Origin of the sequence: Streptococcus sp. 449_SSPC (assembly GCF_001073005.1) — a bacterium.
Lineage (GTDB): Bacteria > Bacillota > Bacilli > Lactobacillales > Streptococcaceae > Streptococcus > Streptococcus salivarius_F.
Genome location: NZ_JVGR01000016.1, coordinates 1 through 19,757, shown reverse-complemented (window position 1 = coordinate 19,757; position 19,757 = coordinate 1). Strand labels below are relative to the sequence as shown.

19 protein-coding genes are annotated in these 19,757 nt (G+C 38.6%); 16 read left to right on the top strand and 3 right to left on the bottom strand.

Annotated elements, in window-relative coordinates; translation table 11 throughout:
• Positions 1–208: 208 nt before the first annotated feature.
• Entirely contained in the window at positions 209–1,303 is a 1,095-nt protein-coding gene (locus tag ADH51_RS02880; RefSeq protein ID WP_002890005.1) for a cystathionine gamma-synthase, read from the top strand.
• 10 nt (positions 1,304–1,313) lie between these two features.
• Positions 1,314–2,477 carry a MalY/PatB family protein gene (locus ADH51_RS02875; protein WP_021151464.1) on the top strand — a complete coding sequence of 388 codons (1,164 nt, stop codon included), beginning with the start codon at positions 1,314–1,316 and terminating at the stop codon, positions 2,475–2,477.
• Between the two features lie 35 nt (positions 2,478–2,512).
• Here ADH51_RS02875 and ADH51_RS02870 read toward each other — a convergent pair whose 3' ends face one another.
• Positions 2,513–4,234: a glycoside hydrolase family 32 protein gene (locus ADH51_RS02870; RefSeq protein WP_048674271.1), complete on the bottom strand. Its 1,722-nt coding sequence runs from the start codon at positions 4,232–4,234 to the stop codon at positions 2,513–2,515.
• A 160-nt stretch (positions 4,235–4,394) separates the two neighbouring features.
• On the opposite strand from ADH51_RS02870, the gene ADH51_RS02865 reads away from it, so the two are divergent.
• From ADH51_RS02865 to ADH51_RS02815, 11 genes are all read left to right on the top strand, one after another.
• Positions 4,395–7,310 (top strand): glycoside hydrolase family 68 protein, encoded by a 2,916-nt coding sequence (locus tag ADH51_RS02865; RefSeq protein ID WP_037599043.1) that lies wholly within the window; start codon positions 4,395–4,397, stop codon positions 7,308–7,310.
• Positions 7,311–7,399: 89 nt separating this feature from the next.
• Positions 7,400–8,029, top strand: coding sequence for a uracil phosphoribosyltransferase (upp, locus tag ADH51_RS02860; protein ID WP_002883819.1), 630 nt, complete (start codon positions 7,400–7,402; stop codon positions 8,027–8,029).
• 173 nt (positions 8,030–8,202) lie between these two features.
• Positions 8,203–8,793 carry an ATP-dependent Clp protease proteolytic subunit gene (locus tag ADH51_RS02855; RefSeq protein WP_048674269.1) on the top strand — a complete coding sequence of 197 codons (591 nt, stop codon included), beginning with the start codon at positions 8,203–8,205 and terminating at the stop codon, positions 8,791–8,793.
• 85 nt (positions 8,794–8,878) lie between these two features.
• The gene (locus ADH51_RS02850; RefSeq protein WP_037599044.1) at positions 8,879–9,328 is read left to right on the top strand and encodes a YlbF family regulator; all 450 of its coding nucleotides are present in this window, start codon (positions 8,879–8,881) and stop codon (positions 9,326–9,328) included.
• Positions 9,321–9,602: a DUF2129 domain-containing protein gene (locus tag ADH51_RS02845; RefSeq protein WP_037599045.1), complete on the top strand. Its 282-nt coding sequence runs from the start codon at positions 9,321–9,323 to the stop codon at positions 9,600–9,602. The genes ADH51_RS02850 and ADH51_RS02845 overlap by 8 nt, the downstream gene beginning before the upstream one ends.
• Before the next feature lie 154 nt (positions 9,603–9,756).
• Positions 9,757–10,932 carry an ABC transporter substrate-binding protein gene (locus ADH51_RS02840; RefSeq protein ID WP_048674267.1) on the top strand — a complete coding sequence of 392 codons (1,176 nt, stop codon included), beginning with the start codon at positions 9,757–9,759 and terminating at the stop codon, positions 10,930–10,932.
• 43 nt (positions 10,933–10,975) lie between these two features.
• Complete coding sequence (locus tag ADH51_RS02835) at positions 10,976–11,860, top strand: branched-chain amino acid ABC transporter permease (protein ID WP_002890014.1); 885 nt, start codon at positions 10,976–10,978, stop codon at positions 11,858–11,860.
• A 3-nt stretch (positions 11,861–11,863) separates the two neighbouring features.
• Entirely contained in the window at positions 11,864–12,814 is a 951-nt protein-coding gene (locus ADH51_RS02830) for a branched-chain amino acid ABC transporter permease (protein WP_002883720.1), read from the top strand.
• Between the two features lie 2 nt (positions 12,815–12,816).
• On the top strand, positions 12,817–13,581 hold the full coding sequence (locus ADH51_RS02825) for an ABC transporter ATP-binding protein (RefSeq protein ID WP_048674265.1): 765 nt from the start codon (positions 12,817–12,819) through the stop codon (positions 13,579–13,581).
• Positions 13,581–14,291, top strand: coding sequence for an ABC transporter ATP-binding protein (locus ADH51_RS02820; RefSeq protein WP_014633927.1), 711 nt, complete (start codon positions 13,581–13,583; stop codon positions 14,289–14,291). Before ADH51_RS02825 ends, ADH51_RS02820 begins: the two co-directional genes overlap by 1 nt.
• Before the next feature lie 134 nt (positions 14,292–14,425).
• Complete coding sequence (locus tag ADH51_RS02815; RefSeq protein WP_048674261.1) at positions 14,426–15,085, top strand: CBS and ACT domain-containing protein; 660 nt, start codon at positions 14,426–14,428, stop codon at positions 15,083–15,085.
• Between the two features lie 184 nt (positions 15,086–15,269).
• Here the strand turns inward: ADH51_RS02815 and cysK are convergent, their stop codons facing one another.
• Together cysK and ADH51_RS02805 are read right to left on the bottom strand one after the other, a co-directional pair.
• Positions 15,270–16,196, bottom strand: a complete 927-nt coding sequence (gene cysK, locus ADH51_RS02810) for a cysteine synthase A (protein WP_002883742.1) — start codon at positions 16,194–16,196, stop codon at positions 15,270–15,272.
• 101 nt (positions 16,197–16,297) lie between these two features.
• On the bottom strand, positions 16,298–16,924 hold the full coding sequence (locus ADH51_RS02805; RefSeq protein WP_048674260.1) for a YigZ family protein: 627 nt from the start codon (positions 16,922–16,924) through the stop codon (positions 16,298–16,300).
• A gap of 54 nt (positions 16,925–16,978) precedes the next feature.
• Between ADH51_RS02805 and ADH51_RS02800 the strand changes: the two genes are divergently transcribed.
• From ADH51_RS02800 to hpf, 3 genes are all read left to right on the top strand, one after another.
• Complete coding sequence (locus ADH51_RS02800) at positions 16,979–18,298, top strand: DEAD/DEAH box helicase (protein ID WP_048674256.1); 1,320 nt, start codon at positions 16,979–16,981, stop codon at positions 18,296–18,298.
• The gene (locus ADH51_RS02795; RefSeq protein WP_048674254.1) at positions 18,279–18,941 is read left to right on the top strand and encodes a ComF family protein; all 663 of its coding nucleotides are present in this window, start codon (positions 18,279–18,281) and stop codon (positions 18,939–18,941) included. The genes ADH51_RS02800 and ADH51_RS02795 overlap by 20 nt, the downstream gene beginning before the upstream one ends.
• A 78-nt stretch (positions 18,942–19,019) precedes the next feature.
• Positions 19,020–19,568, top strand: coding sequence for a ribosome hibernation-promoting factor, HPF/YfiA family (hpf, locus tag ADH51_RS02790; RefSeq protein WP_048674252.1), 549 nt, complete (start codon positions 19,020–19,022; stop codon positions 19,566–19,568).
• The last annotated feature ends 189 nt before the right edge of the window (positions 19,569–19,757 follow it).

Genomic DNA, 19,757 nt, shown 5'->3' with positions numbered 1-19,757 from the left:
CTTGAAAATCTACTTTAGACAATCTCAAAAATTGGCCTTATTTTAAATTAGAGTCAGTATCTATCTGTCTTTTTAGGTTATAGAAATAAACTATAACTAACTATCAAGAATCCGTATGATGAACTTACCATTATTTTCAGAAAATAGTGATAAAATAGAGGTCATAGATATGGAGTATATCCACTTTACCATGTAGAAAGGGCACATTATGACACAAGAATATCAATTAGAAACCATTTTGGCACACGCAGGAATCAATTCGGATGAAGCAACAGGAGCCTTGGCTTCACCAATTCATTTTTCAACAACTTACCAACATCCAGAATTTGGCCATTCTACTGGTTTTGACTATACACGAACTAAAAATCCAACACGCGCAACAGTGGAAAAAACACTTGCAGCTATTGAAAAAGCAGATTATGCTATTGCGACAAGTTCAGGGATGAGCGCCATTGTTTTGGCTTTTGAAATTTTCCCAGTAGGCAGTAAGGTTGTAGCTGCGCGTGATCTTTACGGGGGTTCTTTCCGTTGGTTTAATGACAAGGAAAAAGAAGGTCGTTTCTTTTTTGAATACACAAATACAGAAGATGAGATGATTGCGGCTATTACAGAAGATACCGATATTGTCTACATCGAAACACCGACAAACCCACTTATGATTGAGTTTGATATTGAAAAAGTGGCCAAAATTGCTCATGACAAGGGTGCGGTGGTTATTGTTGATAATACTTTCTATAGCCCAATCTATCAAACCCCGATTACTCAAGGTGCTGATATCGTTGTCCATTCAGCTACTAAATACCTATCAGGGCATAATGATGTTTTGGCTGGTGTTGTTGTGACCAGCAACCAAGAATTCTACGATAAACTTTATTATAACCTCAATACGACTGGTCCTACCTTGTCACCATTTGATAGCTATATGCTCATGCGTGGTCTTAAAACCTTAAAACTTCGAATGGAGGCATCGACAGCCAATGCTCAAGAAGTTGTAGCTTTCTTAGAAAAGTCACCAGCTGTTAAGGAAGTCCTCTATCCAGGCAAGGGTGGTATGATTTCCTTCAAAGTGGCTAATCAAGACAAGATTCCAACCATTATCAATTCCCTAAAAGTCTTTACCTTTGCGGAGAGCCTAGGTGGTGTTGAAAGCTTGATTACCTACCCAACGACACAAACCCACGCAGATATTCCAGGTGATGTGCGTGCTTCCTATGGTTTGACAGACGACTTGCTTCGTCTTTCAATTGGTATTGAAGCAGCACAAGATTTGATTGCTGACTTGGAAAATGCCCTTAGTCTTTAAGGAGTTATCTATGACACGTTATGATTTTACAACACAACCAAATCGCTTGGATCAAAATACCATGAAATGGCACGAAGCCGAAAGTAATCCAGAACTGCTTGAGCTTTGGGTTGCTGATATGGACTTCCTACCTGTTCCTGAGATTAGGGATGCAGTTATCAACTATGCTGAGACACATATTTTTGGTTATCCTTATCCAAGTGAAGAGCTTTACCAGTCAATCATTAATTGGGAAAAAAATCAACACGGTTACGTCGTTGATAAAGAGAGTATTGTTCTCATTGAAGGTGTTGTTCCAGCCATTTCAACAGCTATTCAAGCCTTTACCAAAGAAGGCGACGCTGTTCTCATCAACACACCAGTTTATCCGCCTTTTGCTCGTTCGGTCCGTTTGAATAATCGTCGATTGATTGAAAATAGTCTTGTTAAGGTTAATGGGCATTTCGAAATTGATTTTGAACAATTGGAACGTGATATCGTCGAGAATGATGTTAAACTTTATGTTTTTTGTAGCCCACATAATCCAGGTGGGCGTGTCTGGACCAAAGAGGAATTGACCAAGGTAGCAGATTTGTGTCAGAAACATGGTGTCCTCTTGGTATCTGATGAGATCCACCAAGACTTAGCCCTATATGGGAATAAGCACATCTCTATGAATACCATTTCAGATGCTTACAAGGACTTTACCTTGGTGCTTAGTTCGGCTACTAAAACCTTTAATATTGCTGGTACCAAAAACAGTTTTACTATCATTGAAAATGAAGACTTACGTAAAGCCTTTAAACAAAAGCAGTTGGCAAATAATCAACATGAAATTCCAACCATTGGTTTGATTACAACCCAAGCAGCTCTGACCTATGGGCAACCTTGGTTAGAGGAATTGAAGACTGTCTTTGAAACTAATATTGACCTTTTAACCAAGGAACTTAGTGAAAAGACTAATATCAAAGTCATGAAACCTGAGGGAACTTACTTGGTTTGGCTTGATTTTTCAGCCTATGATCAAGACCATAATGAACTTGGACGTTTGCTTAAAGAAGAAGCCAAGGTAGTGCTAAATGACGGTATTACTTTTGGTTCTGAAGGAGAGAAACATTTCCGCTTTAACGTAGCTACGCCAACTACAGTTGTTGCTGAAGGAGTTAAACGTCTCGTTTCTGTCTTTGGAAAATAATAAAAGTGATGCAAATAGCATCACTTTTATTATTGTTATGAGTGTACATCGTAGATTTTCAAGTTTAATAGTAGATCTTCCTGAGTGGAGAAAACCTTGACATCCTGCTTGCCAGAGGTATTAAATCTGGCTAGAGTGTAGGTTTGGCCATTGGGGAAGAAAATTTCCAAGCTACGATTGTCTGTAATAAGCGTTATAGTGATATTATCATTTTCCTTATAGAGACTGTCAGCTTTATAACCTTGACCGTTACCTAAGAGTCCATCGTAATAGTAAGAAGAGGCAGTTTGACTACCATCCATGCTGTTGTTCAGTTCAGCAGCATAGGTAGAGACCTGATAGGTACCACTTGTTATTTGGTAGGCGATTTTAACGTAATCAGAGCCTTGCCAGATATCAATGTAGATATAGCCTCCTTCTTTCTTAATATTTGAAAAATGCAGTTGGTAATACCCCGCACTATTTTTTTCAGCAAGGTCAAGAAGGCCATTAGCATTCTGATTGTGACTTTTATCAATCCAAGGTTTTCTATTGTCACTGGTGAGTGGTCTTTGACTCGAAATGTTGCCGTTTTGATTTTTGAGGGTTAATTGTTCATTTTTATAGAGGGGAGCAGACTGAATAATACCGTTCTTATCCAGTTGTAGCTGTCTGGGTGTAGTGTAAAAACCGATAGTTTTTAGAAAATCACTCTTGGCCTCTTGGTCACTGTGAATGCCTGACGTGAAGTAATTCCAATTACCAACCCAGCCAAGACTGATAAGGTTATGATTGCTTTCTTCGATTCGATTGCTTCCAGTGAAGTTAGCGCCATAATAGTCTGAGCCTTGATCTAAGCGTTTTGTTTCTGTATCTGCAATAAATAAGCCGTTACCATCTAAATGCCCTACAGTATAGTAGGTTCCAGTTGTTTCGCCTGAAGCTGTATCCTTAGCTCCAAAAAAGAGAACTTGCTTGTCCTGACCGTCAGTTGTTGTCATTGTTTTGAGAACGGGACACTCGATAGGAGCGTTGTCCTGCCAGTTACGACCCTTAAAAAATGTTTCGGGTAGGATTTTGGAGTCTCCCTTGCTATCTTCTTTGGTCCAGTTGATACCATCTTGAGATTGATAAATACCTAAGGCGTTACCTTCAGCGACATACATGAGTAATTTGTCTTTGAAGTGGAAGACATAAGGATCGCGGAAATCTTTACCGTTATAGGATTGTTCCTTTGTCAATAAAGGTTTACCATCTTTTAGGGAATTAGTAAAGCTAGCTCCCTTGTCATTTGATGCACTAGCATAGATTGCCTGGCTTCCATCATCCATGAGTCCAGTAAAATAGGCGACAGGTTCTTCGTTTTGGATACCAGAAATCCCCTGACTATCTGTGACTACACTACCTGTCCAAGCAGAATGCCACCCCTCTTTAGGGTCACCACCCTTTGCTGGTATAGCAGTCTCTTGTTTACTATAGGTGATAAAATCTTTAGTCGTTGTATGTGTCCAATCTTGACCGTTGGGTCCAAAAGGATCAGTAGCCCCATCCACAGAGTGTAGAAAATAGATATCATAGTAATTTTTTTCTTGATTCCACACGATAGTCTGTAGGTCGTTAGACCATCCTTTATGAGATGCTAGATGAAAGGTTTGACTCACAGAAACCTTATTTGTTTTTTGGGAAGGATTGTTAGCGTTCTCATTTTTTATTATAAAAACAAAAAATAAAATTAAAAAAACGAGAGCTAAAATTAGAGGTGAATATTTTGATTCCATATAGTGATATTTCCTGATAAAATTACTTATTTTGTAGTTATTATTTTAACAAAAAAATAGTTTTTTACAAAAAATATCAATTTGTCATTAAAAAAAGATTGGAATTTAGATTAAAAAATGATAGAATAAAACATGTAAAAACCTAAAAGGAGAGTTTTATATGGATAGTACAGTTAATTCACAGTCAAATACAGTAGCACCAAAGCAAGCAGAGTGCAAAAAGATGCGTTATAGCATCCGTAAGGTTGCCGCAGTAGGGGCAACATCAGCACTTGTTGGTACCTTGGCATTTTTAGGTGCCACTCAGGTAAAAGCTGATCAAGTTACAGAAACAGCACCAGCTGTAGCTACTGCGACAGCAACACCAGAAACAAGCACAGCATCTCTAACGGTAGCCAGTGAAACAGCAACAAGTGTGGCAACTTCAGAAGCAGTTGAATCTTCAGTTGCACATTCAGAGGTTACAACTACACCAGTTACAGAGACACAACCAAGCAACACAACTCCATCAGTAGTCGAAGAAAAGGCGTCTAGCACAGTAGTGACATCTTCATCAGATGCAACAACACCTTCATCAACAGTTGCTGCGGTTTCTGCTCCAGCTCATACATCAGAGGCTGCAGTAGAAGCACCAACTTCAACAGCAAGCTCAGAAACAGCTGATACACATACTGAAGTAGCCCTTAAACCTACTGAAAACAGCGCTGCTAATGCAAACCTTAGCAAACTTAACGGTCGTATCAAGTCTATTGTTGAAGATAATATGACCTCAGATCAAATCGTTGCCTTGACTGAGGAAGAAATTAAAGCACTTAATAAAGTTGACTTTAGCGATGATGCTATCAAGGGTACAGGTACTAGCTTGACTTACCGTAACTTGAAAGATATCGTTGCTAGCTTCTTGAAGCAAGACAGCAAATTGGCAGTTCCTTACTTTAAAGCAGATACAATCATCAATATGCCTGCTTTCAACACTGTTGATGCCCAAACGATGAAAAAAGAAGAAATCGACGTTTGGGATTCTTGGCCAGTCCAAGATGCTGAGTCAGGTGTAGTAAGCAACTGGAACGGTTATCAGTTGGTTATCTCAATGGCCGGTGCACCAAATAAAAACTCAAACCACATTTACTTGCTCTATAGTAAATACGGAGATAATGACTTTACGCATTGGAAAAATGCGGGTCCAATCTTTGGTTATAATGCCCTTGAAGATGACCAACAATGGTCAGGTTCAGCGACGGTAAACTCTGACGGTAGTATCCAACTTTACTACACTAAGAATGATACTAGTGGCGGTAAATTGAACTGGCAACAATTGGCTAGTGCTACACTTAACCTAGCTGTTGAAAACGACGAAGTTGTTATTAAGTCAGTTGAAAATGACCACATTCTCTTTGGTGGGGATAACTATCATTATCAAAGTTATCCAAAATTCATGAGTACTTTCAACGATGACCACAACCACGATGGAAATCCAGACCGTACAGATAACTACTGTCTTCGTGACCCACACATCATTGAAGATAACGGTAGCCGCTACCTTATTTTCGAATCAAATACAGGTGACGAAAACTACCAAGGCGAAAAACAAATCTACAACTGGTCAAACTATGGAGGAGATGACGCCTTTAACCTTAAGTCATTCCTCAATATTGTCAATAATAAACACCTTTATAACCTTGCTTCATGGGCAAATGGTTCTATTGGTATCTTGAAACTTGACGACAATGAGAAAAATCCATCTGTAGCTGAACTTTACACACCACTTGTTACTAGCCACTTGGTTACTGATGAAGTAGAACGTCCAAGTGTTGTTAAGATGGGTAACAAGTATTACCTCTTCACTGCTTCACGTATCAATAAATCTACGGATGCTGAAGGTACTGTAGCAGCGCGTGAAGCTGTCGGTGATGACGTTGTCATGCTCGGATTCGTATCAGATAGCCTCCGTGGAGAATATCGTCCACTTAATGGCTCAGGTGTGGTTTTGACAGCCTCTGTACCAGCTGACTGGCGTACATCTACCTATTCTTACTATGCGGTTCCTGTTGAAGGCTCATCAGATACTCTTTTGGTAACTTCTTACATGACTAACCGTGGTGGAATTGCCGGTGCTGAGAATAAATCAACGTGGGCTCCAAGCTTCCTTATCAAGATGAATGCAGATGATACTACAGAAGTTCTTCCTAAGATGACGAATCAAGGTGACTGGATTTGGGATAAATCTAGTGAAAGCTTGGTACACGTAGGCGATCAAAACAGTGCTAAATTGCCAAACGAGGACTTTAATGTAGATTATTATGCGGTATCGGGTTATGGTCTTAAACCACATACTTATCCTACAGTTGATGGTTCAACAGGCGTTTCTGAAGCTCACGGTGTCTTGACTGTAACTGTTAAAGATGGTAAAGACAAGAAGGCAGATAAGCCAGAAACACCAGTAAGTCCAACAGAAGGTAATCATTCTGTTGATGATAAGTCTAACAAACCAGATACACCTTCTAAACCAGCAGACAATAATCAACCATCAACTAATAAAGAAGATAAACCAGCAACGCCGACGAATCCAGATTCTCCAGTTCGTAATCCGTTCCCTTATTTCACAGATCGCCCATCTAATGATAATAATTCATCAGATGATCATCATGTAGAGGTTCCTGCGAAACCTTCAACAGAGGGTTCTGTGGGTGACCGTCGTCCAGTAGCTCAAGCTACAGAGATTGCGTCACCAGTACCAGAGGCTATTGTAGCAACTGGACCAACTGTTTCAACGACTCCTGTTAAAGAAGAGTCTGTCACTGAAACAGAAGCTCCAAAACCAGCGAAGTCTGAAGAGGAAGTTCAGTCTCACGGAGTCGCTAAAGCTGATGAAGTAACTAAGTCTGATGAGTCAAGTAAAGACAACAATACTAAAGTTGCTGCCAAACTTGCTACGACTCCTAAGACACCAAGTGATTCAGAAGGTTCAAAGAGCAACATTCTTTCAATCTTGGCGACTATCTTTGCAGCAATTGCAAGTCTAGCTCTTCTTGGCTATGGTTTGGTCACAGGAAAGATTCATTTGCCTAAAAAATAATCCTTTTCAAAAACGTTTGCAGTAAAGCAAGCGTTTTTTTTGCCTTTTTGATATAATGGAGTGAGTATAAAGCAAAGGAAGAAACTATTATGGGTAAATTTCAAGTTATTTCACATCCACTGATTCAACATAAACTTTCAATCCTCCGTCGTGAGGATACTTCTACTAAGGACTTCCGTGAGCTAGTTAATGAAATTGCTATGCTCATGGGTTACGAAGTGTCTCGTGACCTTCCTCTCGAAGAGGTTGAAATTCAAACACCAATTACCAAAACTGTACAAAAACAACTTTCTGGTAAGAAATTGGCGATTGTTCCAATTCTTCGTGCGGGTATTGGTATGGTCGATGGTTTCCTTAGCCTTGTACCAGCAGCTAAAGTTGGTCATATTGGTATGTATCGTGACGAGGAAACTCTTGAGCCGGTTGAGTACTTGGTTAAATTACCAGAAGACATTGATCAACGTCAGATTTTTGTAGTAGACCCTATGCTTGCGACTGGTGGTTCAGCAATCTTGGCAGTAGACTCACTTAAAAAACGTGGTGCAGCTAATATCAAGTTTGTTTGCTTAGTTGCAGCACCAGAAGGTGTCAAAAAATTGCAAGATGCTCACCCAGATATCGATATCTACACAGCATCTTTGGATGAGAAACTTAATGAAAACGGTTATATTGTTCCAGGTCTTGGAGATGCAGGTGACCGTCTCTTTGGTACAAAATAAGTTGAAAAGGGAAAATTTCCCTTTTTTTACTAGATTAATAAGTTTTAAGTGAGATTGGTTTAGGAGAGTTTAGCACTCTTTTAGAAAGAGTGCTAAGAATGATGTTTTTTATTTGACCTAATTTGACTAAAATCATATAATAGTATCAAGACAATATTAAAAGGAGGATTCATATGATTCCTGTAGTAATTGAACAAACATCACGCGGTGAGCGTTCTTACGATATTTACTCACGTTTGCTCAAGGATCGTATCATCATGTTAACAGGTCCTGTTGAAGATAATATGGCAAACTCAATTATCGCCCAACTCTTGTTCTTGGATGCTCAAGACAATACAAAAGATATCTATCTTTATGTTAATACAACAGGTGGATCCGTTTCGGCAGGTCTTGCCATTGTTGATACAATGAACTTCATCAAGTCTGATGTTCAGACTATCGTTATGGGGATGGCAGCATCTATGGGAACAATTATCGCTTCAAGCGGTACAAAAGGTAAACGTTTCATGTTGCCGAATGCAGAGTACATGATTCACCAACCAATGGGTGGTACTGGTGGCGGTACGCAACAAACAGACATGGCTATCGCAGCTGAACACTTGCTCAAGACACGTAATAACTTGGAGCAAATCTTGGCAGATAATTCTGGACAACCAATTGAAAAAGTTCATGTAGACGCTGAACGTGACAATTGGATGAGTGCTCAAGAAACGCTTGAATATGGTTTCATCGATGAAATCATGGCTAATAACCAATTAAAATAAACTGAGCTTGTCTTAAACAAAAGTCAGATGCAAATCGGTTGTATAAGGACCGTTTCATCTGGCTTTTTGTGTTATAATAGAAAACATGTTAATAATCAATGAGGAGTTGCTTGCGATTGATCAAGCTATAGAGTATCTTGTTTCGTATTTTCTAAAGCTACCTGAGGTAGAGAATTATCGTTTAAAACGCCAGAAATTCGAAAATGATAGAGAACTTCAAGAGCAACTCTTTGCATTTCAAAAATTAAAGGATAGCTATGATACTGCTAAGGCGTATGAGGCTTTTAGACCAGATGTGAGAGAGTTGAAACGTCAGGTTTTGCGAATGAAGCGTCAAATTGATTTAAACGAGGTGGTTATTGGCTATCGTCAGGCAGAGTTCGATTTACAGACTATTTTAGCCAATCTTGGTGAGGAGATTGCCCAAGCTGTTTCAAATCAGATTTTTATTGATACTGGGCTACCTCTTGCCCCTCATAAACCACATCATAAAAAGGGAGACACTAACATAAAGGAGAAGATGAGTCATGATTAAGCGTCAAGGCATTATTGTTTATTTATACTACAATAGAGACTTACGTAAAATTGCCAAGTTTGGGGATGTTGTCTACCATTCTTTTAAGATGCGTTATGTGCACCTTTATGTAGATGAGGACAAGGTCGAGGATATTTTGAAAGAGCTCGATGGAATGAAAGCAGTGAAAAAAGTTCTGCCTTCTTACTATTCTGATATTGATATGGACTTTGTAGGTAGTCTGGAACGTTACGACACCTCAGTCCCTGAACCGTTTAAGAACTTTTCTCTTTAATAAGAGAAAAGTTTTTTTCTTTTTAAAGAGTTATTCTTAAAGTAATGGAAACGATTACTGTCGCTAAAGCTTAGTTATGTGTAGTTGACAATTGTCTGATAATTCTGTAAGCTATAAGATGAACTTTTTTAAGAAAATATTAAGGAGAAATCTTATGTCTAAAAAGATCACACTTATTGTGTTAGCCTTTTTTGCTTCCATTTTCTTGGTTGCCTGTGGCAAGTCACCAGATGTGACTGCTAATGCCAATGGTACTAAGATTGGCGATACAATCAAAATTGGTGTTAACATGGAGTTGACAGGTGCCGTTGCAGCCTATGGTAAGGCGGAGCAGAATGGTATTAAGTTGGCTGTTGACGAAATTAACAAAGCTGGTGGCGTCGATGGCAAAAAGCTTGAGCTTGTCACAAAAGATAATAAATCTGAAAATGCTGAAGCTTCAACATCTTCAACGAACTTGGCTATTCAGAGTAATGTAAATGCTATCGTTGGTCCAGCGACATCAGGTGCTGTTGCTGCGGCTAGCCTCGTATCACAAAAAACAGGGGTTCCTTTGCTGACACCTTCAGGTACGCAGGACGACCTTACGGTAGATGCTAAAGGTACGAAGAAATTCGTTTTCCGTACAACCTTCAAGGATAGTTACCAAGGTAAAGTTTTGGCAGCTTATTCTTACAATAATTTGAATGCTAAGAAAGTAGTTCTCTACTATGATAATGCTTCAGATTATGCCAAAGGTATTGCGGATGAATTCAAGCGTGAGTATAAAGGTCAAATCGTTACTGAAGCTACCTTTGCTTCAGGGGACAAGGATTATCAGTCAGCCTTGACTAAATTTAAAGACCTTGATTATGATGCTATTGTAATGCCTGGTTACTATACTGAGACTGGTATTATCACTAAACAAGCACGTGACCTTGGAATTGATAAACCAATCCTTGGACCTGACGGATTCAGTGATGCGAAATTTACTGAGCTTGCAGGTAAAAATAATGCTTCAAACGTCTACTATGTATCAGGATATTCAACAAATGTTGCTCTTTCTGACAAGGCATCAGGATTCATCGAAGCATATAAGAAAGCCTACAACACTGACCCGAATATGTTTGCTGCTCTAGCTTACGATTCTGTTTATATGATTGCAGAAGCATCAAAAGATGCGAAAACATCAGTTGATATTGCTGATAACTTAGCACAATTGAAAAACTTTGTCGGGGTTACAGGTAAAATGACGATTGATAAGGATCATAACCCTATTAAAGCAGCTCTTATGGTTAAAAGAGATAATGGTGAAGAGGTTTCAGCGGAAGCCGTTGAAATTGAAAAATAATCTGTTATCTATACTAAAAATGAACTAGAAAGTTTGGTTAAATATGTTTTTTGAACAACTTCCCCAACAACTAGTCAATGGTATCATCTTGGGTAGTATCTATGCCTTACTTGCCCTTGGATATACCATGGTTTATGGGATTATCAAATTGATTAACTTTGCCCATGGAGACATCTATATGATGGGTGCCTTCGTTGGTTACTATGCGATTAATAGCCTCGGAATGAATTTCTGGGTTGCCCTTGTCTTTGCTATGCTTGTCTGTGCGATTTTAGGGGTTGTCATTGAGTTCTTGGCTTATCGCCCACTCCGTAATTCGACACGTATTTCTGCCTTGATTACGGCTATTGGTGTCTCATTCTTCCTTGAGTACATCATGGTTCTCTTTGTAGGTGCAGATACACGTTCATTCCCTCAAAAGATTGCAATTGAGACTTATCATCTTGGATCAATCTCTGTAACAAATGTGCAATTGCTTATCTTGGTAGTTGCCCTTGTCCTTATGGTTGCTCTTCAATTGATTGTTAAAAAGACTAAGATGGGTAAAGCTATGCGTGCCGTATCTGTAGACAGTGATGCAGCTGAATTGATGGGTATTAATGTTAATAACACTATCAGCTTCACTTTTGCTCTTGGATCATCACTAGCAGGGGCGGCGGGTGTCCTTATTGGTCTTTACTATAACTCTATCGAACCTCTTATGGGTATGACACCAGGTATTAAAGCCTTTGTTGCTGCCGTTCTTGGTGGTATCGGTATTATCCCTGGTGCAGCACTTGGTGGATTTGTTATCGGTATTTTGGAGACATTATCAACTGCAATTGGTTTGTCAAGTTACCGTGATGCCATCGTTTATGGTGTCTTGATCGTTATCCTTTTGGTTCGTCCAGCGGGTATCCTCGGTAAAAATGTGAAAGAGAAGGTGTAAGACATGAAGAAAAATCTAAAAGTAAACCTTATTTGGTTTGGTCTTATCATTGGGCTCTTCCTTATCTTGAAAGGTCTTGAACTTTCAGGTATCATGAACCTTTACTACATCCAAATCTTAATGGGGATTGGAATCTCAATTCTTATGGGACTTGGTACTAACCTGGTTCTTGGTTTCTCAGGACAATTTACACTTGGACAAGCTGGTTTCATGGCAATTGGTGCCTATTCATCAGCTATCATCACTGGTATGATGCCAACATATGACGGTTTCTACCTCTCAATGGTTGTCGGTGTCATCATCGCAGCTATTGTTGCCCTTATCTTTGGTCTACCTACCCTTCGTTTGAAAGGTGACTACCTTGCCATTGCAACTCTTGGTATGGCTGAAATCATCCGTATCATTATCGTTAATGGTGGTGAATTGACTAATGGTGCCGCTGGTTTGACAGGTATCCTTCCTTATACAAGTTGGCCTGTAATTTATTTCTTTGTCGTTATCATTACAATTTTGGTACTCAACTTCTTGCGTTCAGCAACTGGACGTCAAGCAATCACTCTTCGTGAAGATGAAATTGCTGCTGAGTCAATGGGTGTTAATGTCACAAAAATGAAGGTTCTTATCTTTGTTATTGGTGCCATGATTTCAGCGATTGCTGGTTCACTTTATGTCAGCTACATCGGTACAGTTGTGCCAAAAGATTTCACTATCATGAAATCAATTGATTACCTTATCATTGCCGTTCTTGGTGGTCTTGGATCTATCACAGGTACTATCATTGCCGCTGTTGTTCTTGGTATTATCAACATGTTCCTCCAAAACGTTTCAAACCTTCGTATGATTATTTACGCCTTGGCTTTGATTCTTGTAATGCTCTTCCGTCCAGGTGGACTTCTTGGAACAAAAGAACTCTATCTCTCAAAATTCTTCAATAAATCTAAGGAGGGCAAATAAAAATGGCACTTCTTGAAGTTAAAAATCTAACTAAAAACTTCGGTGGTTTGACTGCCGTTGGTGATGTTTCAATGGAACTCAATGAAGGTGAGTTGGTTGGGCTTATCGGACCAAACGGTGCTGGTAAAACAACCTTGTTCAACCTTTTGACAGGTGTCTATGAGCCAAGTGAAGGAACGGTTACACTTGACGGTACAATCCTAAATGGTAAAGCACCTTATAAAATCGCTTCACTCGGTTTGTCACGTACTTTCCAAAATATCCGTCTTTTCAAAGACATGACTGTGCTTGAAAATGTTCTTGTTGGTTTGTCAAATAAGCAACCTTCAAATTTCTTTGCATCTCTTTTGCGTTTGCCTAAGTACTATTCAAGTGAAGAAGAGTTAAAAGCAAAAGCTATGGAACTCTTGGCTATCTTCAACTTGGATGGAGAGGCAGATACACTTGCGAAAAACTTGGCTTACGGACAACAACGTCATTTGGAAATTGTTCGTGCGCTTGCAACAGAACCAAAAATTCTTTTCCTTGATGAACCAGCTGCGGGTATGAACCCACAAGAAACAGCTGAATTGACTGCTCATATTCGTCAAATTCAAAAAGACTTCGGTATTACAATCATCTTAATTGAGCATGATATGAGTTTGGTCATGGATGTTACTGAGCGTATCTATGTTTTGGAATATGGACGCTTGATTGCAGAAGGAACACCTGATGAAATTAAGAATAACAAACGCGTTATTGAAGCTTATTTGGGAGGTGAAGCATAATGGCTATGTTGAAAGTTGAAAATCTCTCAATTAAATATGGATCTATTGAAGCTGTTAAAAACGTCAGCTTTGAAGTTAATGAAGGTGAAGTTGTAACTCTAATCGGTGCTAACGGTGCAGGTAAGACATCAATTCTTCGTACAATCTCAGGTCTTGTTCGTCCAACTGAGGGAACCATTTCTTATCTCGGAAATGATATTCATAAAACACCTGCACGTAAGATTGTTGCTGAAGGTTTAGCTCAAGTACCTGAGGGACGTCATGTATTTGCAGGATTAACCGTAATGGAAAATCTTGAAATGGGAGCTTTCCTTCATACAAACAAAGAAGAGAACACAGCTCTCTTGAAAAAAGTCTTCCAACGTTTCCCACGCCTAGAAGAACGTAAGAATCAAGATGCAGCGACACTTTCTGGTGGTGAACAACAAATGCTTGCAATGGGCCGTGCCCTTATGAGTCGTCCAAAACTTTTGCTTTTGGATGAGCCTTCAATGGGACTTGCTCCAATCTTTATTCAGGAAATTTTTGATATTATCGAAGATATTAAGGCACAAGGGACTACCGTTCTTTTGATTGAGCAAAATGCCAATAAGGCTTTGTCAATTGCAGACCGTGGTTACGTTCTTGAAACTGGTAAAGTGGTTCTTTCAGGTACTGGTGAAGAACTTCTTGCATCAGATGAAGTTCGTAAAGCCTATCTTGGAGGATAAGAAAAAGCGCCCGAGGGCGTTTTTCTATCGTCTCATACTAATTGTAAAATACTAATTTTTCAGTAAAATATTGCAATCGGTTACAATTAGTGTGGTATAATACAAGTAAGAAATCATTCGGAGGAAAATGAAATATGGCAGTAAAAGATTTTATGACGAAACGTGTGGTTTATGTCTCACCAGAAACAACAGTTGCAGTAGCTGCAGATATTATGCGTGATAAAGGGTTGCGCCGTTTGCCGGTAATTGAACACGATAAACTTGTTGGGCTTATTACAGAAGGTACAATGGCGGAGGCTTCACCATCAAAAGCAACAAGCTTGTCAATTTATGAAATGAACTATCTCCTTAATAAGACAAAGGTAGGAGATATCATGATTAAGAATGTCCTCACTGTTTCCAAATATGCTAGCCTTGAGGATGCAATCTATATCATGCTTCAAAATAAAGTTGGAGTTCTTCCGGTTGTGGACAATGACCAAATTTCAGGAATTATCACAGATAAAGATGTCTTTCGTGCTTTCTTAGAAATTTCTGGTTATGGTCAAGCTGGAATTCGTATTGGGTTGGAAGTTCCAGATACTCCACGTGTTTTGGAAAAAATTGCGAACCTTATCGCTAGCGAGAATCTCAACATCGAACGTACAATTGTTGCGCCTAAAAATGACACTGTACTTCGTGTCGAACTCCAAGTTGAAGGAGAGATTGGAATTGACCAACTCAAGAAGGTTTTTGTAGAAGCAGGATTTACAGTTACTGAAATTGCAGAAACAGAAGCAAAAGAGTTAGACTAATAAAAAGGATAAAACAAACTAAATTCTTAAGACTTTAGTTATCCCAAAAAATAGAAAGTTTGTAGGAACAGTTCAGTGGAAATGAGATAATAATCTTTGCTTTTTTCTAGTAATTAATGAACTACAGGCTTGAACTTTATACAATAAAAAGAGGCTAGAACATTATGTTCTAGCTTCTTTTTTATTAGTCTTGAAAATCGTAAAGTGTTGTAGAGAGGTAACGCTCACCATTGTCAGGCAAGAGTGTCAAGACTTTTTTGCCTTCGCCAAGCTCAGCGGCAACTTTAAGGGCAGCAGCAATAGCAGCACCTGATGAGATACCAGCTAGGAAACCTTCTTGGCTACCCAATGTACGTGATGTTGCGATAGCTTCATCAGAAGGAATACGCACAACACTGTCATATGATTTTGTGTCCAATGTGTCAGGAATGAAACCAGTTGAGATACCTTGGATTTTGTGTGGTCCTGGTTTATCACCATTCAAGACGGCAGATTCGTCAGCTTCAATACCATAAACCTTGATATTTGGATTGGCAGCCTTAAGGGTTTTTGAAACACCTGAAATAGTACCACCAGTACCGATACCAGCAACAAAGGCATCTAAACCTTCTGCACCAAAATCTTCAAGAATTTCTTGACCAGTTGTAGCTGCGTGGACAGCTGGGTTTGATGGGTTGGCAAATTGAAGTGGTACCCAACCGTTGCGTTCAGCAGCAACTTCTTTAGCCTTAGCAATCGCACCCTTCATTCCTTCGCTACCAGGAGTCAATACAAGTTCAGCTCCATAAGCTTGGATGATTTTACGACGTTCAACACTCATTGTGTCAGGCATTACGATAACAACTTTATAGCCTTTAGCAGCACCAACCCAAGCGAGACCAATACCAGTGTTACCTGAAGTTGGTTCAACAATGGTATCACCAGGTTTAATCGTACCAGCTTTTTCAGCATCTTCAATCATACGAAGAGCAATACGGTCTTTTACTGAAGAACCAGGGTTAAAGGCTTCGAGTTTTACGTAAACATCTGCTGATCCTTCTGGAACAATAGAGTTAAGTTTAATAACAGGTGTTTTTCCAACAAGTTCAGTGATTGAGTTGTAAATTGTCATATTTAAAATCCTCTTAATCTTTGATTGATGGTTTTAAGTATACGACGGTAGGCTCAACTTGTAAAATACATCTTCTTTATCACTGTGATAACGTTTGACTATCAGATTGGAATTTCAACGATTTTCTTTCCAGATTTTTCATAATTAACTTTCCCCTGATAGAATTCGGTTAGTTCCTGACCAAGTCTTTCAATATCAGACTCTTCGACAAATAAAGTAGTAGAAACATCTGATAAGAAAGTTGTATCAAATTCTTGGAGTCCTTCTTTTTCAAGGAAGTTGGAGAAAACTTGGTACTGAGAGTAGGTTAACTCTACGGTTAGTCCTGTTAATTCCTTGACTTCGACTCGACCAATTTCTTCAATAGCATGAGCAACGCTACCAGAGTATGCGCGGATAAGACCACCTGCCCCAAGTTTGATTCCTCCAAAATAACGAGTCACAACTGCTACGACATTAGTAAGTCCTTGTTTTTCTAGAACAGTAAGCATAGGCACACCAGCTGTTCCAGAAGGTTCGCCATCATCACTCGAACGCTTAATTTGACCATCATCTCCAACAATCATTGCAGAGCAAGAGTGATTGGCCTTGTGATGCTCTTTCTTTATCTGAGCGATGTACTCTCTTCCTTCCTCTTCACTACTAATACGTTTCAAGTGACAAATAAAACGAGATTTTTTTATTTCTTCTTCAACGATTCCATCGTTGGCAATAGTTTTGTAATCCATAAAAAAATTTTATCATAAAAAGATGAATTCAAACATATTTTCGAATAGAAAGATATGGTACCTAAAGAATATTATGGACGACTATTTACGAAAGAGCAGTTGCCAGTGAACTATCACTCAGAGGCTTTAACATTAGAAAGTATGATAAAGATCGATAAACAACTTAGATGTAAAAGATGTTACAGTCGGATAGAGGAAGATTGGCAATTACCGGGAGGTCAGTATTATTGTAGAGCATGTATTGTCTTTGGTAGAAACCAAGAAGGAAAAGAACTTTATTATTTTCCTTCCAAAACATCAGAAATTGAATTTCCTGTTTTGAAGTGGTTTGGAGAACTGACTCCCTATCAAGCTAAGGTCTCAGAGAAACTTTTGAGAACTTATCAAAAGCAGAAAGATAGTCTCGTACATGCTGTGACCGGTGCTGGTAAGACAGAAATGATTTATAACATCGTTGCCTATGTTCTGGAAAATAAAGGTCATGTAGCTATCGCAAGTCCTAGGGTTGATGTTTGTCGAGAATTATTTCTACGTATGAAGAGGGATTTTACTTGTAGTATTTCCCTGCTTCATGCTGAGAGTGAACCATATGATGGTAGTCCGCTTGTAATAGCTACTACACATCAACTACTAAAGTTTTACCAGAGTTTTGACTTAGTTATTGTAGATGAAGTAGACGCATATCCTTTTGTAGGAAATGTCATGTTAAATCATGCTGTAGAACAGGCGAAGACCGAAACCGGTCGATTTATTTACTTAACAGCGACTTCAACATTATCTTTAGAAGAGCAAGTTCGACTTGGGACTTTAGAAAAACATCACCTTGCTAGACGTTTCCATGGAAATCCTTTAGTACTTCCTAAATTCTTCTGGCAGGGCAGATTACAAAAATCTCTGACAAGAGGCAAGCTTCCAAGACCTCTTCTTTATCAGATTAAAAAGCAACGTAAATCAAAATTTCCTCTATTAATCTTCTTTCCAAATATAGCGATAGGTGAAAAGTTTACAAGTATTCTACAAAAATATCTTCCAGATGAAAAAATGGCCTTTGTTTCCTCAAAAAGCGAGGAGCGTTCAACTATCGTAGAGAAGTTCCGAGAAAAAGAACTGTCTATCTTAGTTACAACAACTATCCTCGAACGTGGTGTAACCTTTCCACAAGTAGATGTTTTTGTTTGTATGGCAAATCATCACTTATATACTAGTTCGAGTCTTATTCAGATTGGAGGTCGAGTTGGAAGATCACCAGATAGACCGACAGGAAAGCTTTATTTCTTTCATGAAGGACTATCCAAATCAATGCTTCGGTGTCGAGAAGAGATAAAGGTTATGAATAAAAAAGGAGGGTTTAACAATGAAGTGTCTGCTATGTAATGATTGGATTGAATCGCTACCAAAATTAAGAGACCTCATTATGTTTAACCAAAGAAAAGAGTACTCTTGCCGATCTTGTAAACATCAGTTTAAAAACCTCTCAAAAGAAAGATGTCAAAATTGTAACAAAGAGTTATATGGAGATGCTTGTATTGATTGTAAACTTTGGATGAAAAAAGGCTATATTCCTAAGCACCTTGCTATTTATCGATATGAAGAAAATATGAAAGAGTATTTTAGTCGCTATAAATTTATGGGAGACTATTGTCTTAGAAAAATATTTCAACAAGATATTAAAAACAACTTAAAACCATTTTTGAAGAAAGGTTATACCATAGCACCAGTCCCATTATCGGAAGAACGCTTGGCAGAAAGAGGATTCAACCAAGTTGAGGGATTGATAGAGGGAATTCCCTATCGGGATATCTTTGAGAAAAGAGATATTGAGAAGCAATCCTCAAAAACACGCGAGGAGCGTCTAAGTCAAGATAATGCCTTCTGTCTCAAGGAAGGTATAAATCTACCAGATAAGATTATTATAGTGGATGATATCTATACAACGGGTTCCACTTTATATCAGATGGTTCAACTGTTAGAAGGTAGAGGTATTAAAGAAGTTTTGACCTTTTCACTAGCTAGATAATAAAAATCCTTGCAAATTTTCATGAAAAGGATATAATAAAGATAAAGAAAACGCTAACAAGCGAGAAAGAGGTCTTTTATGATTAAATATAGTATCCGTGGCGAAAACATCGAAGTAACTGAAGCACTTCGTGACTATGTTGAAAGTAAACTTAGCAAAGTTGAAAAATACTTCAACGAAGACCAAGAATTGAATGCACGTGTAAATCTTAAGGTTTATCGCGAAAAGACAGCTAAAGTAGAGGTTACTATTCCAATAGGTTCTGTAACACTAAGAGCAGAAGATGTTTCGCAAGATATGTATGGTTCTATTGACCTAGTGGTTGATAAGATTGAAAGACAAATCCGTAAAAACAAAACAAAAATTGCACGTAAGCATCGTGAAAAAGTTCCAACAGGAGAAGTGTTCTCAGCTGATTTTAATAACGAACAAGTTGAAGAAGCACCAGCTGTTGAAGTTGTAAGAACTAAAAACATTGAGTTGAAACCAATGGATGTTGAAGAAGCTATCCTTCAAATGGAGTTGTTGGGGCATGACTTCTTTATCTATACAGATAGTGAAGATCATACAACTAATGTTCTCTATAAACGAGAAGACGGAAACTACGGTTTGATTGAAGCTAAATAAATAAAAAGAAGGGAAGTAGGTTGAGAGACATGCTTCCTTTATTTTTTTCAAAAAACCTATTGACAAGCATTGATTTGGGTGATAAGATATAAAAGTTGTCTTAACTGACTTGCCACAAACTTGAAAAGGTTCCAAAACTTTAAAAAAGTTATTGACAAGACAAGTGAGAGATGATATTATAAATAAGCT

Coding starts and splice junctions, on each gene's coding strand:
- ADH51_RS02875 (WP_021151464.1), top strand. CDS start 1,314: ATGACACGTTATGATTTTACAACACAACCAAATCGCTTGGATCAAAAT.
- ADH51_RS02830 (WP_002883720.1), top strand. CDS start 11,864: ATGAAGAAAAATCTAAAAGTAAACCTTATTTGGTTTGGTCTTATCATT.
- ADH51_RS02815 (WP_048674261.1), top strand. CDS start 14,426: ATGGCAGTAAAAGATTTTATGACGAAACGTGTGGTTTATGTCTCACCA.
- ADH51_RS02840 (WP_048674267.1), top strand. CDS start 9,757: ATGTCTAAAAAGATCACACTTATTGTGTTAGCCTTTTTTGCTTCCATT.
- cysK (WP_002883742.1), bottom strand. CDS start 16,196: ATGACAATTTACAACTCAATCACTGAACTTGTTGGAAAAACACCTGTT.
- ADH51_RS02795 (WP_048674254.1), top strand. CDS start 18,279: ATGAAGTGTCTGCTATGTAATGATTGGATTGAATCGCTACCAAAATTA.
- ADH51_RS02855 (WP_048674269.1), top strand. CDS start 8,203: ATGATTCCTGTAGTAATTGAACAAACATCACGCGGTGAGCGTTCTTAC.
- ADH51_RS02845 (WP_037599045.1), top strand. CDS start 9,321: ATGATTAAGCGTCAAGGCATTATTGTTTATTTATACTACAATAGAGAC.
- hpf (WP_048674252.1), top strand. CDS start 19,020: ATGATTAAATATAGTATCCGTGGCGAAAACATCGAAGTAACTGAAGCA.
- ADH51_RS02825 (WP_048674265.1), top strand. CDS start 12,817: ATGGCACTTCTTGAAGTTAAAAATCTAACTAAAAACTTCGGTGGTTTG.
- ADH51_RS02850 (WP_037599044.1), top strand. CDS start 8,879: ATGTTAATAATCAATGAGGAGTTGCTTGCGATTGATCAAGCTATAGAG.
- ADH51_RS02865 (WP_037599043.1), top strand. CDS start 4,395: ATGGATAGTACAGTTAATTCACAGTCAAATACAGTAGCACCAAAGCAA.
- ADH51_RS02835 (WP_002890014.1), top strand. CDS start 10,976: ATGTTTTTTGAACAACTTCCCCAACAACTAGTCAATGGTATCATCTTG.
- ADH51_RS02870 (WP_048674271.1), bottom strand. CDS start 4,234: ATGGAATCAAAATATTCACCTCTAATTTTAGCTCTCGTTTTTTTAATT.
- ADH51_RS02805 (WP_048674260.1), bottom strand. CDS start 16,924: ATGGATTACAAAACTATTGCCAACGATGGAATCGTTGAAGAAGAAATA.
- upp (WP_002883819.1), top strand. CDS start 7,400: ATGGGTAAATTTCAAGTTATTTCACATCCACTGATTCAACATAAACTT.
- ADH51_RS02800 (WP_048674256.1), top strand. CDS start 16,979: ATGGTACCTAAAGAATATTATGGACGACTATTTACGAAAGAGCAGTTG.
- ADH51_RS02880 (WP_002890005.1), top strand. CDS start 209: ATGACACAAGAATATCAATTAGAAACCATTTTGGCACACGCAGGAATC.
- ADH51_RS02820 (WP_014633927.1), top strand. CDS start 13,581: ATGGCTATGTTGAAAGTTGAAAATCTCTCAATTAAATATGGATCTATT.